Raw genomic sequence first — 18,667 nt, 5'->3', positions numbered from 1 at the left:
CAATAAGTAGGTGTTGATCACCTACTTATTGACGTTTTCTTCTTGTCTTTTTTTACTTTTTAGAAAAATTTTTTTACAATTTATCAGATATGTGCATCAAAATAGCCTATTTTTTTATTAAAGTGACGTGGTTCTTTTCTCGTTAATTTTTACTATTTTTTGGTTCAAACGATTATATTGCTCAAACGTTAACTCACTTGAAAGTAAAAAGATCTCTGGATGGCCCGTTTCCACATCTGCCAAAGAAGTCACTAATAGTAAATCAATATTTTGCCATTCTTCTTTGCTTGCTTCACTGTATCGTAAAACTTCCAATGCATAAAACCGACGAAAATTATTTTCAATCGAAAGTTTCACCCGTTCTTCTTCCAGTACTGGCAAGCCTGATTTTAACCCTAAAACAATTTTTTGTTCGCGATGAATTAAATCATTGGAAAGCGCCAAAACACTAGAATAACGCAAAGCCAAAAATTCTTTATTTGTAAATAATTCATTGCCTGTTTGTTCGTAAAGTTGATTTAAACCTTGAATTAACTCTGCTAAAAGAACCGGATATTTTTCTTTGATTTTATTCCAAAAGACATTGTACATTTTCACATTTTGGACATAGTAAAGTTCGGCAAATAAATGTGTAGCAAACAAATAATAAAAAATTTGCGGACGAATTTTCTCCAATTGCGGCGTCATGTGTATTTCTTCTAATAAGAAATGTTGGACTAAATGAGTCAACATGTAAACAGGCGCTTCAGACTCATCAAAATGCGCTAAAATAGCTTGTGCAGTGGCTTCGTCTTGATAAAATTGGTCATTGGCCAACAAGAAAAAGTACACAAAGGTCAAGTCGTTTTTATTAAGGAAAAGGGTTGTAGCTGTCATCTCTTCTATAAAAGCTTGGTAATGTTTATTACCTTCTAAATAAGTTTCTTGCTCGGCTGAAGGTCGATATTCGGCGCCTTGCGCACTCCGGACTTTTGAGATAGCGACCATATATTTAACTCGGCGTATCACCGTTTCCGCAACTTCTACGTTGAAAAAAGCCATCATTTTTTGGACAGTTTGTGCGACTTCCGTTTCTTGTATATAGTCAAAAGGCCAAGTATCACGGATTAAGTCCATAAAAATAGTGTAAGCAAAATGGCGCAAATACGCTTCATTGCCTTCAATTTTCCAGGTGCTTTTATTAATCACTAACCCCAATGGCGCTAAAATTTCTGTAAACCCTTTAAGCAAGCGCCGAATCGTGGCATCACTGGTATGATATTTTGCTGTCGCTGGCACAATTCCATTAAATCGACCCCAGAATAAATCTTCCATTACTTGATAAGTTAAACTATCCCGAAAAATTGCTGTATAAAGTTTCTGGAACGCTTGGCTAGACGCCAAGTTCAAGCGATAGCCATGCCCCTTTTCAAAAGCCAAAGAAGCATCATTATCCACAGCATAATACGTAATGTCATCTTTTAGAAGTTCTACGTATTTTTTGACTGATTTTTTGTTTAATTGTAATTCTTCTGCTAACTCATTGATGTCAATCCAGCCTTCATTAATTGGCAAGTTTCTTAAAATAATAATTTTAGAAACGACATCTGTATCGAATATATCAACATATTCATCCCATTTCACTGTTCACTCAACTGCCTCTCTTCTGTTCTATTGTACACAAAATGAGAAATCTATTCCACGAAAAAATAACAGTTGTTTCTTTTATTCTTTCGTAGATGTGGAAGTTTCAGGAACAAACACGTTGAGTCCCCCAGCTTCCACCGTTACTTTAATCGGTAAATCATCGGTAGGGTCGCCATCTGTTCGTGTTTGGACTTTCTTGTCTTTTTCGCCACTAATTTTAAATTGACTCCCAGAGAAATACACGACACCAGGAATTTCATTTAATTGTCCTCTGATAATTTTAGGTAAATAATAGACAAACTTGTAAAAAACTAACTTAGGTAAAATGATAATGTGGACTTCGCCGTCATCTGGCGTGGCATTGGCATCGAAATTGGTAAAGCCGCCAGCAGAATTCGTCATGGTCATCGTTAACAATTGGGCTTTGCCATGCCAACGTCTTTCATCGCCATCAATTTTTAGTTTGTATTTTTTCTTTTTCATTAATAAGCGGAAAAATTGCTTTGTAAAGGCTAAAGGACCATATTTTTGTTTCTCCTGTTGGGTCACATTTGCTGCTGTATCTGCTAATAGTCCAATCGTTAAGGTCGAAATCATCACATCTTGATTTACCATCCCAAAGTCAACTGGCGTGGTCTGTCCTGCCAAAATGGTCTCAAAGGCGTCTTCTTCTTTCAAAGGAATACTTAACACACGTGCAAAATTATTGACTGTTCCACCTGGAATAATCCCTATTTGATAGTCACGAATGGTGTCTTTAAAATTTTGAACGGCATGATGAATGGTCCCGTCACCACCAATGACGACCAAGACACCCACTTGATTTTCCTTGGCATTTTTCCGCATTTCTTCAGGATCAATGTCTGGATTGGAAGGTTGCAAAATAACCGCTTCCCCTTTCGCTTCTGCAGCTTTTTTAAAGCGTTCTGCAATCTCTTTACTTTCACTACTTCCTGAAGTTTCGTTGTATAAAACCATCATCTTTTTCATCATTCTATCCTCATATCTCTAACTAAATTTCTTGCACATGTAAAGTGTACAATATTTTAGCCAAAATACCTAAAGATAGCATCGAAAAACAACGGCTGAGGCACAAGCGGTTATCTCCAAGAATCCAGTAAGTTCTGTTCAAAGGCTAAACTGAGATGAAGGGATACCTGAGAATGTCAATAAGAAGGAGCTACTTTTGTTCAGTTGATTAGCTTAAGATGAAAAAACAGGCCATCCGTCGAAAGGACGGATGGCCTGTTTTTTTATAGCTTTTGCTTATTTCTTGCTCTTTTTATAGAAGAGCCAACTTGCCAAACCGACCAACAGGAGGCCGATAAAGACAAAGAAGTAATTGACTTGTGTGTTGGTTTTCGGTAAACCAAGCCAACCTGTCTCTCTAGCTGCATGTTTCGTTGTTGGCTGATTTGGTTTTGTTTTTTTGGATACAGGTTGTTTCTCGTTAACAAACGTGCCCGCATCCACGAGTTCAGGTTTGTCTTTCGCTGTTGCCGCAATAGTGAATGCGACTGCTTGCTTAGACAGTTGGTAACCATCCGGTGCTTTTGTTTCCACAAAGGTATATTTTCCTGGTTGTAAGTGGTTCACTTGAACTAACCCTTGGTTGTCAGAACGTAATGAACGAGCGACAGTTTGCCCTGTCTCTACATCTGTCACTTTAAATTCAGCACCTGCTAAGGCATTCTTTTGCTGGTCAATTTTCACCAGCTTGGCAGCACCTTGGTAATTAATAAAAGGTGCTTTAAGTACCACAGTGGCTGGTTTGCCTTGGTTGTCTTTCACAATCGTAAAGCTTGCGCTTGGCGTTTCATTAAGAAGATAGCCAGTTGGCGCTTGTGTCTCCACAAAACGATACGTTCCCGGTGCTAAGTTTTTCGCAATGACTTTGCCTTGCTTGTCAGACATCAGATTGGTTTGTCCAGCTACGGTTTGCCCTGTTTCATCAATGACCTTAAACACCGCACCTGCCAATGCTTCACCTGTTTCGTTTTCTTTGGTTAATTGAGCAGTTCCTTGATAATTGATAAGATCGCCTAAAGCAATTGGCTGCTCTTTTCCTAATTGGGCGGTTACATCAAATGGATGTGGCGTTGTGTCTAACAGATAGCCTGTTGGTGCTTTCGTTTCCACTAAAACGTAATGCCCTTCATTTAGCCCTTTAGCGTAAATTTCGCCAGTCTTGTCCGTTGTTATTTCAGAAACTTTCTCTCCTGCACGATTCAAGAATGTTATTGGTGAACCTTGTGGCTGATTCTGATTATCGGCGTTGTAAATTGCAAAAACTGCACCCGCTAAGGTTTGATCTTGCTCGTTGACTTTACGTCCCGTTACTTCCGCTTGATAATTTACAAACTCTAACTCATCTAGTGGTTGTTTATCATTTGAATTCTTTTTCACTACAAAATAAATGGGTTGTTTATTGACGATATAGCCATCCGTTGCATCCAGTTCATCTAATTCATAGCTACCAGCGCCTAAATCGTCCATAGCCAATGAACCATCTTTTTCAGCAGTTACTTCTCTTTCAAAGATTTTTCCCCCGTTTTCGATTCGATACAATTTAAAAATTGTTCCTGGAAGTGGATTCGCATTGGCATCAATTTTCTTAAAGACGGCGCGTCCTTTGAAATTGGCGAAGGCTCCTAATTGGAAGATCTCCGGATCACCTTTGAAATCACCACGAATTTCTACTTTTACTAATTCAGGATAAATAATATAATCTGCGCCATCTGGTAATTTTGGTGCTTTGATTTCTTTATAATAATAGGTACCTGGCGCCAAGTCTCTAAAGATAATTTTGCCATCTTTGCCACTCGTTGCTGTAATCCCTAATGATTGTTTATTGTGATCATATAGTTCAAAAACAGCACCTGCTAATGGTTGGTTTGCGCTATTCGTTTTCACGATTTGGAAAGCCCCTTTGTAATTCACAAAGTTGTCACTAGCAACCACGACCGCTGGTTTACCAGCATTTTTCTCAGCAATTTCAAATGGGACTGGCGTGGTATTTAACAAATAGCCTGTTGGCGCTTTGGTCTCTACAAAGCGATATTTACCTGGGGCTAAGTGCTCTGCAACAATTTCCCCTTGATTATTTGTCGTCAAGCCTGCCTGAATCGTTTCTCCCTTCGCGTCGAGCACTTTAAATGTCGCACCACTCAACAAGTGTCCCTTCACATCTTTTTTGATTAATTTAGCTGCACCTTGATAGTTAACAAAGTTAGCCGTTGCTATAACTGTTGCTGGTTTGCCCCGATCGCTTGCTGCAATCGTGAAAGCACTTGGTTCAGTGTTCAAAAGGTACCCTGCTGGCGCTTTAGTTTCCACAAATTGATATTTGCCTGGGGCTAAATCCGTTACTGTGACTTTTCCGTCTGCATCCGAAACTAAGTGTTTTCGAACCACTTTTCCTGTGTCATCAAGGACCGAAAATTCAGCCCCTGCCAATGGATTACCTGCTTGATCTTTTTTAATTAGCTCAGCAGACCCTTGGTAATTCAGCATTTTGACATGAACATCATGAATTTGTCCACTCGAATTTTGTGTCACAATGAATCGTTTGGGTGTCGTGTCTAAAAGATAGCCTGTCGGTGCTTCGATTTCTGTGAACTGATAAAGCCCTGGTTTTAAACTATCCACCTCTAACTGGCCATTTGCGTTGGTTCGATCCGGCGCAAGGGGAACTTCTTCCCAATGAGTAAACGGCGTGGTTACGGCATGCTCTAATTTAAAGCGTGCATTGACTAATTTTTTGCCCTTCTCATCTGTTTTTTCTAAAATTACTTTACTGACATCATTTTTGATGATGGTTGGTTGTGCTCCTTCGGCTGAGGTTTCTTCATTGATGGTGATGGTTTGGCCTTTAGCTAGTTCGTCCGAAACTGTATAACCTTCGGGCGCTTTCGTTTCCACCAAAATGTATTCCCCTTGTGGGAGGCCGCCAAATGTAATCACACCTGTGGCATCCACCGTGCCTTCACGAAGAACTTGCGTCCGTTCTTTGTTCCAAAGTTGGAAATGGGCACCAGCTAAAATGGTTGTGCCATCCATCGCTGTTTTTTTCAACTGAATTTTACCTTTGGTTCCGCTAGCGTGACCGCCGCTGTGATCAATGTCAACGACCACATCCCCGTTATCATCTCCATGAATAATTTTTGAACCGTTCCCTGTAATATCCACTTGGTTGGACACAGTATCCGTGCTCCCTGCAGCCGAAGAGGTGACTAAACTGCGATATTCTAAATAATACGGTACTTCAATGTGAGCCATTTTCACAACGATTTGTTGTTGTCCTGTTTCATTATCTGTTGTAACGTCTAAGGTGTAATCTTTTCCTTCTTCTAAAATCACTGATTTATCTGGCGTAATGGTGCCATCTTCGCTAACTTTCGTTCCGTAAATCACAATTGATGCCTGGTCAACGACTTGGTTTGGCGAAGGCGTATCGGTCACTACTACATCATCTAAAACGGATTGTGAACCATTGATTGTTACATGCCAATCGACATAGTTAGGATCAGCAGGATCAACTTCCCCAGTTTTAGCGACCGTTTCACCGCCATGGTTAATGGAAACTTTACCAGTCACATCACGACTTTGGCCATTATTGGTGTACGAAGCGATGTTGTCATACTTTTGAGCCTCTTCAATCACCATGTCATCAATGGACGTTTTGAATTCAACTATATAGGTTTTGGTATCTCTTGGTGTTGCTCGATTTGGAAAAGCAACGTCCACTGTATTCTGATTGCTCTCACTTGGTTCAATCACATGAGTCATTTGGTCGTTCACTGGTTGATTCGGATTGACTTTCGCAACAGTTCCGTCTGCTAAGGTTTCTCCTTCGTAAACGTTCAAACTACCACCAACGTACTGTTGATTCTCTAAAATTGGATCCGTTAAAGTCGCATTAATCAGCGGGTTATTACTTAAGTTCACAGCAATGGTCCAAGTAATTTCTTTCGTTACTGCATTATAAACACCACTTTTTTGGGCATTTAGCGCGTAGGGCGGTAATGGTTTAAATGGCTTGGTATCATCAGAATGATGCGAATCACCATTTGCATCTGTCCAATCAATGGAGGCACTATTGGTAAATTGATTTGGTCCTCCTTCATTGCCATCTGAATCAAGTTGTGTGACATCAAAGTTCGTTAAGTATTCGATATGAAATTTATCTGATGTATCTGCATATTGCCCTTTAAACGTAAGTGTAAAGCCCGTTTCAGCGCCTGCAGCATTTTGTTCAACATGTAAATCAAAGTCCCGACCTAACACTAAGGTTGCCCCTGTCGTTTGATCCGTAATTACTAAGGTACTCGCAATTAATGTTAAGCCTGGTACCGGACTAAATTCATCCTTAATGACTTCATTAATCATTTGATACCCGTTGTTATTGACATCCAATGTCCACCCAATCGTTGAGTTATTATAGTCTGGCTTGCCAATACCTTTAATAATATTTTGTTGACTAGCCGTGCCATCGCCTTCTGAATGCTGGCCAGTGCCGACATCCACACGATTATTCACGGCGACATCGCCCTCAACAATTCCAGCAACTTTAGTTTTATAATCAATCTTGACTGCGCCAGTCACATCATGCAAAAAGTCAATTTCAAAGGAGCCATCTCCGCTGACAACCACTTTGTAATCTTTTCCTTCCACAAGTTCTGCCCCAACGACTTCATTTCCTTTATCATCAAACGTCACTGAATATAAATGTAAAGAGTCTGGCTCAAAGGTTAAATTATCGCCCATTGTGTCTGTAATGACTGCTTGGTCTTTTGGAATGTTTTGTTCGCCATAATTGTAGTTAATTTCCCAAGAAAATTCTTAGTTGGCTTCATCGTAATCTACATTGCGCTTGTCTAGCATTTTGCCATAAGTTGCCGTAACAGTTGCTTCAGCATCTAACCCACTTGGATTATTATCACTTGTCAACGTTGCGTGGTTTTTAAAAGGCACATCGCCGCCGCCATCTGGAATAACCGCCTCGTCAATCGTGGTTTGATACTCAAGACGGTACGCTTTGTTAGTGTCTCCTTTAATGGTCACATTGCCATTTTTATCGACGGTATACTCATCTGGGCTAAGTTCACGACCAACTTTTTCAACCGTGCCATCAAGGTTCATGACTAATTCATAGACTTTCACAGACTTAAAAGTATTTCCCGCTGGCCACGTTTCTGTCACCGTTGGATTTGTTTGATCTTTCATTGCTTGATTGATATCCACCGTCCAAGTAATACTACTAGGATTGGGTGTGCGATCAAAATGGCCTTGTTTATCAATCTGATCTTCCGTATTGGGTCTCACAGGAATGACAACAGGCGGTTGATGGTCATTGGTAGGAAAATCAATCACCCAATCACCAGGGCCACGACCATCTGAATCATCCAGATGCGTGTCTAAAGCAAAGTCGCCATGAATCTCACTTTCAGAAGTCACTCGCTCATTAAAGGTAAAACGCACAGTGCCATCTTCATTAATCGTATACGTTCCATAAACATTGCCTTCCGCATCAACTAAATCACCAGAACCTGGTTTATTAGGTTTCAAATTTCCAGGTAATTGAAACTCGAAGTAATCGCCCGCTTTCATTTGGTCCCGCACATCTTCGGGAATTGACCAGTTAAAGTTCCAATGAATGGTCACATCTTCTTTGTACGGTGGGGTTGCCGGTGTCCCATCAGGGTTTAAATAAATCGGGTCTTCAAAATTATCGATAATCGTTGTTTCATCACCTGTAAAATAGTCACTGATATCTGTTGGTCCTGCTACGCGCGGTTTGACAGTCGTCGATTCAGTTGTTTTACTTTCTATCGCTTTTGTCGTGCTGGCGACAGTTTCTTCGGACGAACGAGGAACAGAGGAGTTTGTAGATGCTTCTTCTGTTGAACCTTCATTCGCTGATGCGGCTGGCGAACTCGTGATTGCCGTTGATTCTGTCGGATCAGTACCGGTATTTAACGTCAACGCTCGTTGTTGTTGTCCATAAGAAAACGTCACATCTTCTGTAGCTGTAGGGTTCAACGTTAAGACTAACGTATCTGCTAACGCTTGCTGATTCAATTCAATTTGAATCTGTTTCTTCTGGTCATCCACTTGAATCTTGCGCGTATTATTGGGTGCTGCCCAATGTGCAGCTTTGAGTGACACATTGGCACTATAATGCACTACAACCTCTTGTGTTGCTGGTTGTGCTTTTCCTTGAAGCGCTAAGGTCATTTCTTGCTGGCTGGTTTGCTTCACTTCTCCTAACGTTAACTGGCCATCGCTGTTAACATCTTCCGCCAAAGCCATGAGTGGTGTGCCATAATTTAGAACAAGTAACAAACACATCAACCCGTAGAGCCAACGGTTTACCATTGGACCATTCTTTCTCATTTCTTTCATCCTTCCTCTACTAACGACACATAGAAGAGAACGTTCACTTCGTACCAATTTTTTATTTTAAACCAAATAAGTGAGTGCTCTTCTGTTGTCTTTCTTCCTTGCTAAAACAGACAGCCAACACACCTTTTCTTTTTATCTCCTCAAAACGCACTCTTGCTTCGAATGCGGATTCATTTTCTGCTTATTCCTATAGACCCTTCTATAAGAATAAGAAGAGTATAACGGGATTTTTCAGCAAAAATTATCAACAACTTCTCCTCCAAATAGAAAAAGTTGATGAAATCCCAGAAACCCTTTTCATCTTTATGAAAACACGTCCTTATCCTTTCTTATTTTTACTATTCCTTCTTCCACTATACCGTTTTTTAAAATTTTTTTCATAAGAACTAACCAGACAAAAAAGCCTATTTGTATAAGCTATTTAAGCTAAAAAATCAACAGACTCAAATTGTCATTTTTGTTATTTAAATGTTTTATATAAACCATTTGTTTTTCTTAATAATTTTTTGCTCTATCATTTTTTATCCGCATTTTCTTCTATTTAACACATTTAGTTCTTCTTGATTTTTAAGAATAGATACAGTAGCATAAGAACAACTAGTTCTTTCACTGGCAATTGTCAATGTCGCTTAGAAAAGAATGTTTTATCTGTATTATCTGAAAAATCAAACAAGCGTAACCAATTAGAAAGGTGGTTATTATGCATAACTTATTAACCAAACAGGAAATTCAGTTACTTTCCCTAATTGAATACTTGTATGACAGTAAAGAAAAAGTCCCCATGCAAGTACTCCGGCGAAAATATGAATTTTCCCATTACAATATCAACAATTTATTGAATCAATTAACTTTATTAATTTCTCGAGTCAATACACATGAAAATGTACATATTCGCATTATTAATAATCAACAGTCCATAGAATTAGTCGCCGATGAAAATATCCCGATTGAGTTAATGAAAGAAGCCGTAGTTCGCGGGTCATTAACTTATATGTTAGCCTTAGATTTACTTTTAAAACGCTATACTTCAGCCAAAGATTTTTGTGAAGAGCATTTCATTAACTTTTCTATTTTCAAACAAGTCAGTGACCGTTTAAACAATTATCTAGCTAGATTTAATTGTTATTTAAATTTAAAAAGGCGAGAAAAAATTTGTGGCAAAGAGAAAGATTTTCGTAGTTTCTTTTACTCCTTATTTTTCATTTCAGGAACTTCTCTCGTTCCTTTTTTATCTAAAACCAATCAAGCGCAATTGCAGAATTTTATTGAAATCATCAAAAACCGTTATCCTTACTTTACATATACCGATTTACGCAAATTAAAATTAATTATGTCCATAGGTTTACTCCGTTACCAATCTGATTTTACAATCAGCGATTATCCTGAAATTGCTACTATCAATTTAGCCTTTCCTTATTCAGAATTTCAATTATTAGTGAATGATTGTTTTATTAATGAACAAAAAGAACCCGACACATGGCGGGCTGAAATTCGTTTCTACTATGATTTTTTCAGTACATTAACGATGTATTCACTTGAACAAATAGAAACGGTCAACTTTGCCAACTTAGCGATTATGGGCATGGATGAAAGTCCCCATGTCACCTGGATTTTTGAAAAATGTACGCAATTACAGTTGGATTTAAGCGCAATAGAAGTGGTCTTTTTGTTGGTTAATTTATCCAATGCCAGTGAACGACTGATTCATTTCCCTGTGGAAGAGGAATTGAGCTATGAGGTTGCTAATGTCTCTTTGTATGAAAAACAATACCCAAACGTTTCACGAACAACCAACTATTTCTTAAAACGTTTGCCTTTTGACAAAAAGCACCCACTAGATGCATTATTTAAAGAAACCATTTTTTTAATTATTCGGAGTGTTTTATTAAACAAACAAATTCCTGTTAAAATTTTGCTTCATTCATCTATTAATCAGATACAAGAAAACTGGTTAGCAAAGGAAATCAATAATTATTGTGATGTTCCTTTGAAATTCGTCAATCATATTCAAGAAGTGCCTGACTTAGTCATTACTGACAAAAATAATCCGCTTTTTCACGCCAGTAAAACTTTTTATTGGCATCCCGTTCCTTATTTAGACGAATACTATAACCTAAAACAAGTAGTTCGCAAAATTTATTTTGCCAAATTGCGTGGGGAAAACAGTTTGGAGGGAATCGGATGTTAACAGGGTTACTTGATGTACCTTATCGTAAAAGTTTTGCTCTTTTAGAAGAGTTACTCGAACGTCGTGAAGCAGAAGAACAAACATTGGCGATTTCTACTTTAGCGACTCAATTAAAAATGCAACAAAATACCATTCTACAATCTGTAGCTTTGCTCCAAGCAGAAATTGAAAAGAACGATTGGGAAAACTTATTTTCTTTGTCGGCAAACGCCAAAGAAATCACATTTTGGTTTGCACCCTATTTCCAACTATCGTTCTTGATGCCCTACTTTGTCAAAAAAAGTTTCGCGTATCAAGTACTGACCTATGCCTTTAACCATAATGCAATTGATAGCAAACATTTTGAAAAAGTCCTAGAAATTTCTTCATCAACCTTTACGCGAAAAATTGGACAATTAAACCAATGGCTCCAAAAATATCAGATTGAAATCAATTTAAAACGTACCAATGTGTTGGTGGGCAAAGAAAAAGATATCCGAATTTTCTTTATGATGCTTTTTTGGAACAATTACTCTGAAGGGGATTGGCCGTTGCACACGATCACTAAAAAAGAGGTCCATAGTCTCTTTCGACGTTTAAAACATTCTGTTTCCTTCAATACAACACAAGATTTTACAAAAGACTTGATTTTTTCTGCTGTGATTTTAGCGCGTTGGAAAGAGGGCTTTTTTATCAAAGAAACTTTCTTGGAGGAAGAAGCGATTGTTAATCCCTTTGTTAATCTGAGTGAATTTGAATTGTTTTTTAAAGAAGAAGCCTTACACCAAGTTCCAACAAAATTTATACAAAAAGAAGGACTTTTTGCCTTTTTCTTATTAACGATTAGTGTCAGCTACGCCACACAAGAGGTCTTGGAAATTCCAGCAGCTCGGATGCATATGGTCCAGCTGTTAGGCTCGCCCATTAAAGAGATTATTTATCAACTGACGTCTTTTTATCAAATTAAATTGACATTTCACGAGTATCTTTATCTATATACTTCTATCCAAAATTTAAGTGTCTTTTTTAAGACCTTTGTTACGATTGCCAATCCATTTGTGCAAGAAAGCTTTTTAAAAGAAGCACTTCAAAAAAATCCGAGTCTCTACAAAGATGTGAAGCGACTTACACTTGAAATGCTTCCAACATTGATGGGCAATGAAAAATTGTTAGTTGACTGCTTGTTCATTCTTTTCTGTACACTGAAAACGAAATCTTTACCACCGATTCGTGTCTTAGTACGGACCAACCAAAGTAACTTAATTTTAGATACCCTTTATGAAAAGCTAAGTAAAGCCGTGGATAAAAAATTAATTTTTGTCGCTTCACCAGAAAAGCCTTTCGATGTAATTATTACAAATATCTTTTCAGAAATTAGTGTCAAATCAACGATTCCTACTTATTATGTTGACTTTTCCGCTAGCATTGGTGAACTAGCGCAGAGCTTAGAAAACTTAAATACACAAATTGTCACCAAACAAAGTCCACGCCACTTTTAAAAGTTTTCACGTGAAACATTTTAAGTGATAAAAATTACAAAAAACGCCAAAAGGTAGCAGAAAAACTGCTACCTTTTGGCGTTTTTTACGAAAATTTTCAATGTTCCACTCTAGTGATACCGAAACGTAGAACATTCATTTACTAACTACTCACTTTACATGACGTTGTTATTTTCTGTCACCAATTCTAGCTCTTGCAAGTAATGATCCAAAGTCGCGTGATGTTGATCGACATCGGCTAACTCTGTTTCAATTTTAGCTAAACGCGTGTTCATGCGTTGAATTTCCGTTAGTGTTTGTTGTAAAACATTTAAAATCCGTTCATCGTTAGGCATTGAAATCACTCCTTGTCCATTTATAGTTCTGAGCCGTGTTCAATCTCTTCAATCGTTTCAAGAGACAAATCTTTGGCATCATTTTTAGCTTTGTGGAAGACCATATATAAAATGGTACAAACGATTGGGATACAGCCTGCTAAGAAGTACATTTGTTGGAATGACATAAAGTTACGTAATTCACCTAAAACGTACGGACCAACCCCTAATCCAAGGTCTAAACCGATGAAATAAGTCGATAAAGCAATCCCGATACGGTGAGGACTTGGGCTTTCTTGAAGACAAACCGCTTGGCCATTTGACATGAAGGTACCATAACCTAAGCCAATTAACCCACCTGAGACTAATAACATCCAACCAGACGTAGTCATACTTAATAAGAACAAGCCTAGTGTTAAGAAAATGTAGCTCGGATACATGACGTAGCGTTCCCCTTTGACATCGAAAATCCGACCTGTCGATGGACGTGTTAAGGTAATCACGACCGCATAGACGATAAAGAAGAAGGTGCTGACGTCAACTAAATCGATTACTTTGACATAAGAAGATAAGAAAGATAAGACACTTGAATAAGCAAGCCCCATTAAAAAGGCGATAAATGTAATAAATAAAACTTTCTTTTCAACAAAACTATCAAAATTCCATTTAGATAAAGCTTCACGATGTTCAGGTGTTAACTCAATATTTTTCACTGGGAAAATGAAGCAAGCAATGGTTGTTAACAAAATTAAAATAATTGAAAAGTTAATAATGACATGGAAGTTGGAAACATTTAACAATAACATCCCAATAAATGGCCCAATGCCGGCTGCCAAACTAGTACTCAAACCATAATAATTGATCCCTTCCCCTTTTTTGTTTTTAGGGATATAGGCGGTAACAATTGCGTTGGTCGCTGTCGAAACGGTTCCGTAACCAAACCCATTTAAAAAACGGACCAGATAAAGAATGCCCATACTTGGCATATACATATACGCAACAGTCGTTAAAAGATAAAACAAAGCCCCATAACGTAAGACTTGTTTGCGCCCAATCAGTTCAAGGAGTTTCCCCATGAAAAGTCGTGCAAGCAATGTCCCGATGATGTAAATTCCTGAGGCCAAACCCGCTTGACCTAAAGTAGCGTGTAAGCTATCTTGCGCAATCACCGCAATAATAACCATTAATAAATAATAAACAAGATAGACAATGAAATTAATCACTGTAATACTGATAAAGCCTTTATTCAAAAGCTTTGTTGGTGTTTGTTCTGTCATAATTCTTTGGATTCCTCTCTCTTTTGTTCTGTTTATTTTGTGTTGCTATTTTTCAATAAAAGACCACTATCCCCTCACTTTGATGACTTATCAAAAAATTTTCTGAAATTCATTTGCAGTTATTACTATACGAGATATCCGTTACAAAAAAATGTAAATTTGTGAATGATAAACGTTATCTACAAATAACTTCAACAAATGTTGTTGATTTTTGTTGAAGAAAGAGTCCTCAACTATTCTCAAAATATCGAATGGTTGAGGACTCTTTCTTTTAATTAAAAATAAGTTCACATCTATTACAAACTGTCTATAGTTTGACTCTGTATGTCTAAGACATCGGTTACTTTTTTACCAAATTGTCCTTGGACCGACTTTTCTAAGCCAGTATTTGCATTTTCTATTGAGCGTTTGGCTTGTCCTAAAGCATTTTTTTCCCTTCGCTTGCTTTTCTGTACTTTTTTACTCTGTTGTTGTAACAGCGATAAACCGAGAGACTGCGCTGTTACTTTTTGCAGATTCTTTTGGTATTCTTTCCATAATTTCTCCAATAACTCCATGAACATCCTCCTTCGTTAACTTTCCCGCTGTGCATTTAATTTTCTATACTTTATTTCTAACTCTTCCCTCTGACGGTAAAGTTTTCTCTTAGCATGACTTACTTCTTCTGAAAAGTCATATTCTAATCGGCCAAGCGCTTGTCTCGCTTGTTGTAGTGGTTGCTGATTTTCGGCAATCATTCGAATAGCAGACTGAATGTTATAATAGGTTTCTTCAGCGAGTTGGTGGCTTTTTCTCTGATAAGAAGCTAAGAGCATTTCTTGCTCATCTAACTCCCGCAATTGTCTGCGGCATCTTTCTAGCTCATCGGCTGTCGTCATGTTAAGGCTCCTTTCAGTTGGTTCGCTAATTCTTGATCTCTCTGAACCAATTCATTTATTTTAGCGGTAATTTGTTGGGTTAATTGAACAAATGAAGTTCTAATACGATTGATTTTGCTGAATTTTTTCTGGAAATATTCCAGATCTTGGTCAACCATCGTTTGTTTCGTACATTGGACTTGATCCATCGCCTCTCTCATTTCTGCATACGAAAGTTCTGGTGTATGTCGTTGAATGAGTTGCAATCCGTTTTCCCAATCTTCTTGTAATTCTTGCATCACTTTTTTGTAAATATGTAGGCACTCTTCCATCGCTACATCAAATTGTGATGCGGCGACTTTAACAACCGCTAAGGCTTGACTATCTTCTAAATAAATCCGTTCATTACTAGATAATCCGCCACCGCTCGCCGTTAAAGAAACACGTAATTCATTCAACTGATTAAATTGTTTCAGTTGTTCTTGAAGCCATTTGTTTTCTTTTTTTAAACGGTTGATTTCTGCCAATGTCTCAGGATTCGTGCCGTCGTAAGTCTCCAGCCCACGGATTCTATTTTTATTTTCTAAAATCTGCTGCGCCAGGATGGTTTGCTCGATTGCGACGCCACCATGCCCATCTGAATAGACAGCAATGTCGCCCCATTTATCAATATAATTTCCGTCATCATCAGTTTTAAACATATCCAAATCATGGCCGAACGTCTTTTTAACCCAGCCGACAATTACGCCACTATAATTATCAACTCCAAAACTATAAAAAGGAATTTTCCCTTGTCCACCTGTTACAAAACTGCTGGTGACCGCATCTGAAGTATCATAGAAATTAATAATTTGACCTTTGTAGTTTTTAATTTGTTCGTCTGTCAATCCTGAACCAGCCGCACCATACGTGATGGCATTGTAGCCTTTCAAAACCGCAACGTAAATTGCTTCGGCACCACCAAGAGAATGGCCTGTCGTGTTAATTGTATAGCCAGCTCCAGGAGAATATTGGCGCTCAATCTGACTGGCATATGTTAAAGCAGATTGGAACGCTCCAGCTTGGTGTTTGTCATTAAAACCAATTTCTCGAAAATTGGTTTTCCAATCTTGCCATGATTTGGTACCAGCGTAGACAATGGTTAGATTTTGGTTGATTACGGATTGGGGATAGCCTGGTACATTTTTTAAATCAACCTCTTCTTTACCCTTGTATTCATCTTTGAGTTCTGCTACTGTCATGGCTTGCATGCTGTTACTTCTTGGTTCATGTTCGTATCCGAGGGTATCTTTATCAGTATCGATGGTATTGATTACAAGGTACTTCGCCCCTTTGTATTTAATAACATCTCCTGAATTTGTTGTTTCTTTCTGCACTCCATATACTGTTTCAGAAAATTTCCGATAGTTATCCATTACTTTATCCCTCCTTCATAATACATAATTTTATTCTTGGACATTGTTACAGAAGTTGGCTGTTCTTTTTCTTCTAAAACATAATTATTTCTCGTATTTCCTGGATCCAAACTATAGCGAAATTTTCCTGTTTCTGCTGAGATAGTACTTAATGTTGTATTATCTTCATACACATCGTTAATAATAAATTCGACCTCTAAACCTTTCATTGGTCCTATTGAAAAACTTGTAAATTCTATTTTGGTAATGTCGGAGTATTCTCTTAACGCACTTAATTTATTAAAATACTCCTCTTCTGAAATACTTCCTTTTCCCTTATTAAACTCTTGATAAATCTCTTCGACTTTTTTTTGATTTCTCGTATAAATCCGATAGTTATTATACAAATAGTTCGCTAAGTCTGTTTGGATTTCGTGTAGTTTTGCTTTTTCTTGTTCGTCCATGTACCATTTCCCTCCAATTCCTATGATTAAAATAATGAGTAATCCGATTAACCATTGCTTCCTATGTTTCACTGATTCACCTCCTTGTTCTTTATGTACGATAGTTATCCATTACTTTATCCCTCCTTCATAATACACAATTTTATTCTTGGGCATTGTTACAGAAGTTGGCTGTTCTTTTTCTTCTAAAACATAATTATTTCTCGTATTTCCTGGATCCAAACTATAGCGAAATTTTCCTGTTTCTGCTGAGATAGTACTTAATGTTGTATTATCTTCATACACATCGTTAATAATAAATTCGACCTCTAAACCTTTCATTGGCCCTACTGCAAAACTGGTAAATTCTACTTTTTTAATATCGCTGTATTCTTTTAATTCATCTGATTTTTTTAGAAATTCTTCCGTAGTTAAACTACCTTCCCCTCTGTTGTATTCCTTATTTAGCTGTTCATCCTTTGCTTCATCTACTGTGTAAAGCCGGTAGTTATTATACAAATAGTTTGCTAAATCTGTTTGGATTTCGTGTAGTTTCGCTTTTTCTTGTTCGTCCATGTACCATTTCCCTCCAATTCCGATGATTAAGATAATGAGTAATCCGATTAACCATTGCTTCCTATGTTTCACTGATTCACCTCCTTTTTGCCACGCAACGACTTTTTAATTAAATTTTAACAAAACCACCTATCAAAGGAAAGTTATATTTAATCCAATTTTAATAAACTGAATGATATTAAAGAATATAAAAAAAAGAGTTTGGACAATCGCCCAAACTCTTCTGAAAAATCTTCTCTATTTTCGTCCTAAAATCCATGAAACGATGGCAACTAAAATCACTGCCCCGATAATCGATGGCACAATAGCCATCCCAGCTAAGCTTGGTCCCCATGTGCCTAAAATGGCTTGACCAATTGTTGAACCAACTAACCCTGCAATGATATTGGCAATAATGCCCATCGATGATCCTTTTTTAGTAATTGCTCCAGCGATTGCCCCAATGACACCACCGACAATTAATGCCCAAATAAAGCCCATGATTGTTTCCTCCCTTTAACCGTTTATTCTACACGTGGTTCCATATTTTCTTTGACTTGTTCTGTTCCTTTATTCACAGCTTTTTTTGCTTTTTCTGTTTGTTCAGAAGCAAATTCACCGGTACTTTTGGCAGCGCCTGTGACTTTATCTTGAACCGTTTCGCTATCTTCTTCGTATTCTTCTTTTGATTTGATATCAACTACGTTAACATTCACTTCAATCACATCTAAGTGGGTCATTTTTTTCACTTCACGGCTGATTAATTCTTTCATTTTTTCGTAAATGTCTTGAATATCTTTGCCGTATTCTACCACGATATCCATATCAACAGCGACTTGTTTTTTACCAACTTCGGTATCAATACCCGCTGTGACGTTATCTGTGTTTACTAATTTTTCAGCAATATTTGAGAAAAAGCCGCCATCGACTGTTAATAGACCATCGACATTTTCTAAGGCTAAACCGATAATTTTTTGAACGACTTTATCTTCAAATGTTAATTCACCTTTGATTGCATGATCTTCTGGTGTGTGTGGTCCGTTTCCTGCTGGTTTTGGTACATTATTGAATTTTTCGTTACTCATGGTTCATTCCTCCTAGTTTCTTCTATTATTGCTTTATTTTTAATAA

13 protein-coding genes and 1 pseudogene are annotated in these 18,667 nt (G+C 37.7%); 2 read left to right on the top strand and 12 right to left on the bottom strand.

What is annotated here, in order from left to right; translation table 11 throughout:
- Window positions 1-117 precede the first annotated feature (117 nt).
- The 3 genes and pseudogenes from IGJ41_RS00400 to IGJ41_RS00390 all read right to left on the bottom strand — a co-directional run bounded on the left by IGJ41_RS00400 (window position 118) and on the right by IGJ41_RS00390 (window position 9,021).
- The gene (locus IGJ41_RS00400) at window positions 118-1,623 is read right to left on the bottom strand and encodes a helix-turn-helix domain-containing protein (protein WP_002376347.1); all 1,506 of its coding nucleotides are present in this window, start codon (window positions 1,621-1,623) and stop codon (window positions 118-120) included.
- 81 nt (window positions 1,624-1,704) lie between these two features.
- Window positions 1,705-2,619: a diacylglycerol/lipid kinase family protein gene (locus tag IGJ41_RS00395; RefSeq protein ID WP_002407569.1), complete on the bottom strand. Its 915-nt coding sequence runs from the start codon at window positions 2,617-2,619 to the stop codon at window positions 1,705-1,707.
- Window positions 2,620-2,892: 273 nt separating this feature from the next.
- Window positions 2,893-9,021 (bottom strand): annotated as a pseudogene (locus tag IGJ41_RS00390) (SpaA isopeptide-forming pilin-related protein).
- 709 nt (window positions 9,022-9,730) lie between these two features.
- Between IGJ41_RS00390 and IGJ41_RS00385 the strand changes: the two are divergent.
- Together IGJ41_RS00385 and IGJ41_RS00380 are read left to right on the top strand one after the other, a co-directional pair.
- Window positions 9,731-11,218: a helix-turn-helix domain-containing protein gene (locus IGJ41_RS00385; RefSeq protein WP_104855554.1), complete on the top strand. Its 1,488-nt coding sequence runs from the start codon at window positions 9,731-9,733 to the stop codon at window positions 11,216-11,218.
- Window positions 11,212-12,696, top strand: a complete 1,485-nt coding sequence (locus IGJ41_RS00380) for a helix-turn-helix domain-containing protein (RefSeq protein WP_438713635.1) — start codon at window positions 11,212-11,214, stop codon at window positions 12,694-12,696. The genes IGJ41_RS00385 and IGJ41_RS00380 overlap by 7 nt, the downstream gene beginning before the upstream one ends.
- Before the next feature lie 155 nt (window positions 12,697-12,851).
- Here IGJ41_RS00380 and IGJ41_RS00375 read toward each other — a convergent pair whose 3' ends face one another.
- The 9 genes from IGJ41_RS00375 to IGJ41_RS00335 all read right to left on the bottom strand — a co-directional run bounded on the left by IGJ41_RS00375 (window position 12,852) and on the right by IGJ41_RS00335 (window position 18,621).
- Entirely contained in the window at window positions 12,852-13,031 is a 180-nt protein-coding gene (locus tag IGJ41_RS00375; protein WP_002381345.1) for a hypothetical protein, read from the bottom strand.
- Between the two features lie 20 nt (window positions 13,032-13,051).
- The gene (locus IGJ41_RS00370; protein ID WP_002356101.1) at window positions 13,052-14,287 is read right to left on the bottom strand and encodes an MFS transporter; all 1,236 of its coding nucleotides are present in this window, start codon (window positions 14,285-14,287) and stop codon (window positions 13,052-13,054) included.
- Between the two features lie 296 nt (window positions 14,288-14,583).
- Window positions 14,584-14,850 carry a hypothetical protein gene (locus IGJ41_RS00365; RefSeq protein ID WP_002356100.1) on the bottom strand — a complete coding sequence of 89 codons (267 nt, stop codon included), beginning with the start codon at window positions 14,848-14,850 and terminating at the stop codon, window positions 14,584-14,586.
- 9 nt (window positions 14,851-14,859) lie between these two features.
- Window positions 14,860-15,165, bottom strand: coding sequence for a hypothetical protein (locus tag IGJ41_RS00360; RefSeq protein ID WP_153853730.1), 306 nt, complete (start codon window positions 15,163-15,165; stop codon window positions 14,860-14,862).
- Window positions 15,162-16,559 carry a DUF2974 domain-containing protein gene (locus IGJ41_RS00355; RefSeq protein ID WP_002408169.1) on the bottom strand — a complete coding sequence of 466 codons (1,398 nt, stop codon included), beginning with the start codon at window positions 16,557-16,559 and terminating at the stop codon, window positions 15,162-15,164. The genes IGJ41_RS00360 and IGJ41_RS00355 overlap by 4 nt, the downstream gene beginning before the upstream one ends.
- On the bottom strand, window positions 16,559-17,074 hold the full coding sequence (locus IGJ41_RS00350; protein ID WP_033594356.1) for a hypothetical protein: 516 nt from the start codon (window positions 17,072-17,074) through the stop codon (window positions 16,559-16,561). The genes IGJ41_RS00355 and IGJ41_RS00350 overlap by 1 nt, the downstream gene beginning before the upstream one ends.
- 39 nt (window positions 17,075-17,113) lie before the next feature.
- Window positions 17,114-17,629, bottom strand: coding sequence for a hypothetical protein (locus tag IGJ41_RS00345; protein ID WP_104855935.1), 516 nt, complete (start codon window positions 17,627-17,629; stop codon window positions 17,114-17,116).
- A gap of 165 nt (window positions 17,630-17,794) precedes the next feature.
- On the bottom strand, window positions 17,795-18,037 hold the full coding sequence (locus IGJ41_RS00340; protein WP_002356092.1) for a GlsB/YeaQ/YmgE family stress response membrane protein: 243 nt from the start codon (window positions 18,035-18,037) through the stop codon (window positions 17,795-17,797).
- Between the two features lie 23 nt (window positions 18,038-18,060).
- Window positions 18,061-18,621, bottom strand: a complete 561-nt coding sequence (locus IGJ41_RS00335) for an Asp23/Gls24 family envelope stress response protein (RefSeq protein ID WP_002356090.1) — start codon at window positions 18,619-18,621, stop codon at window positions 18,061-18,063.
- Window positions 18,622-18,667 lie beyond the last annotated feature (46 nt).

It is taken from the genome of Enterococcus sp. DIV1537a, assembly GCF_051712085.1.
In the GTDB taxonomy this organism is placed as follows: Bacteria; Bacillota; Bacilli; order Lactobacillales; family Enterococcaceae; genus Enterococcus; species Enterococcus faecalis.
Note: the sequence above shows the minus strand (reverse complement) of the source record. Positions and strands in the feature narration are given on the sequence as shown.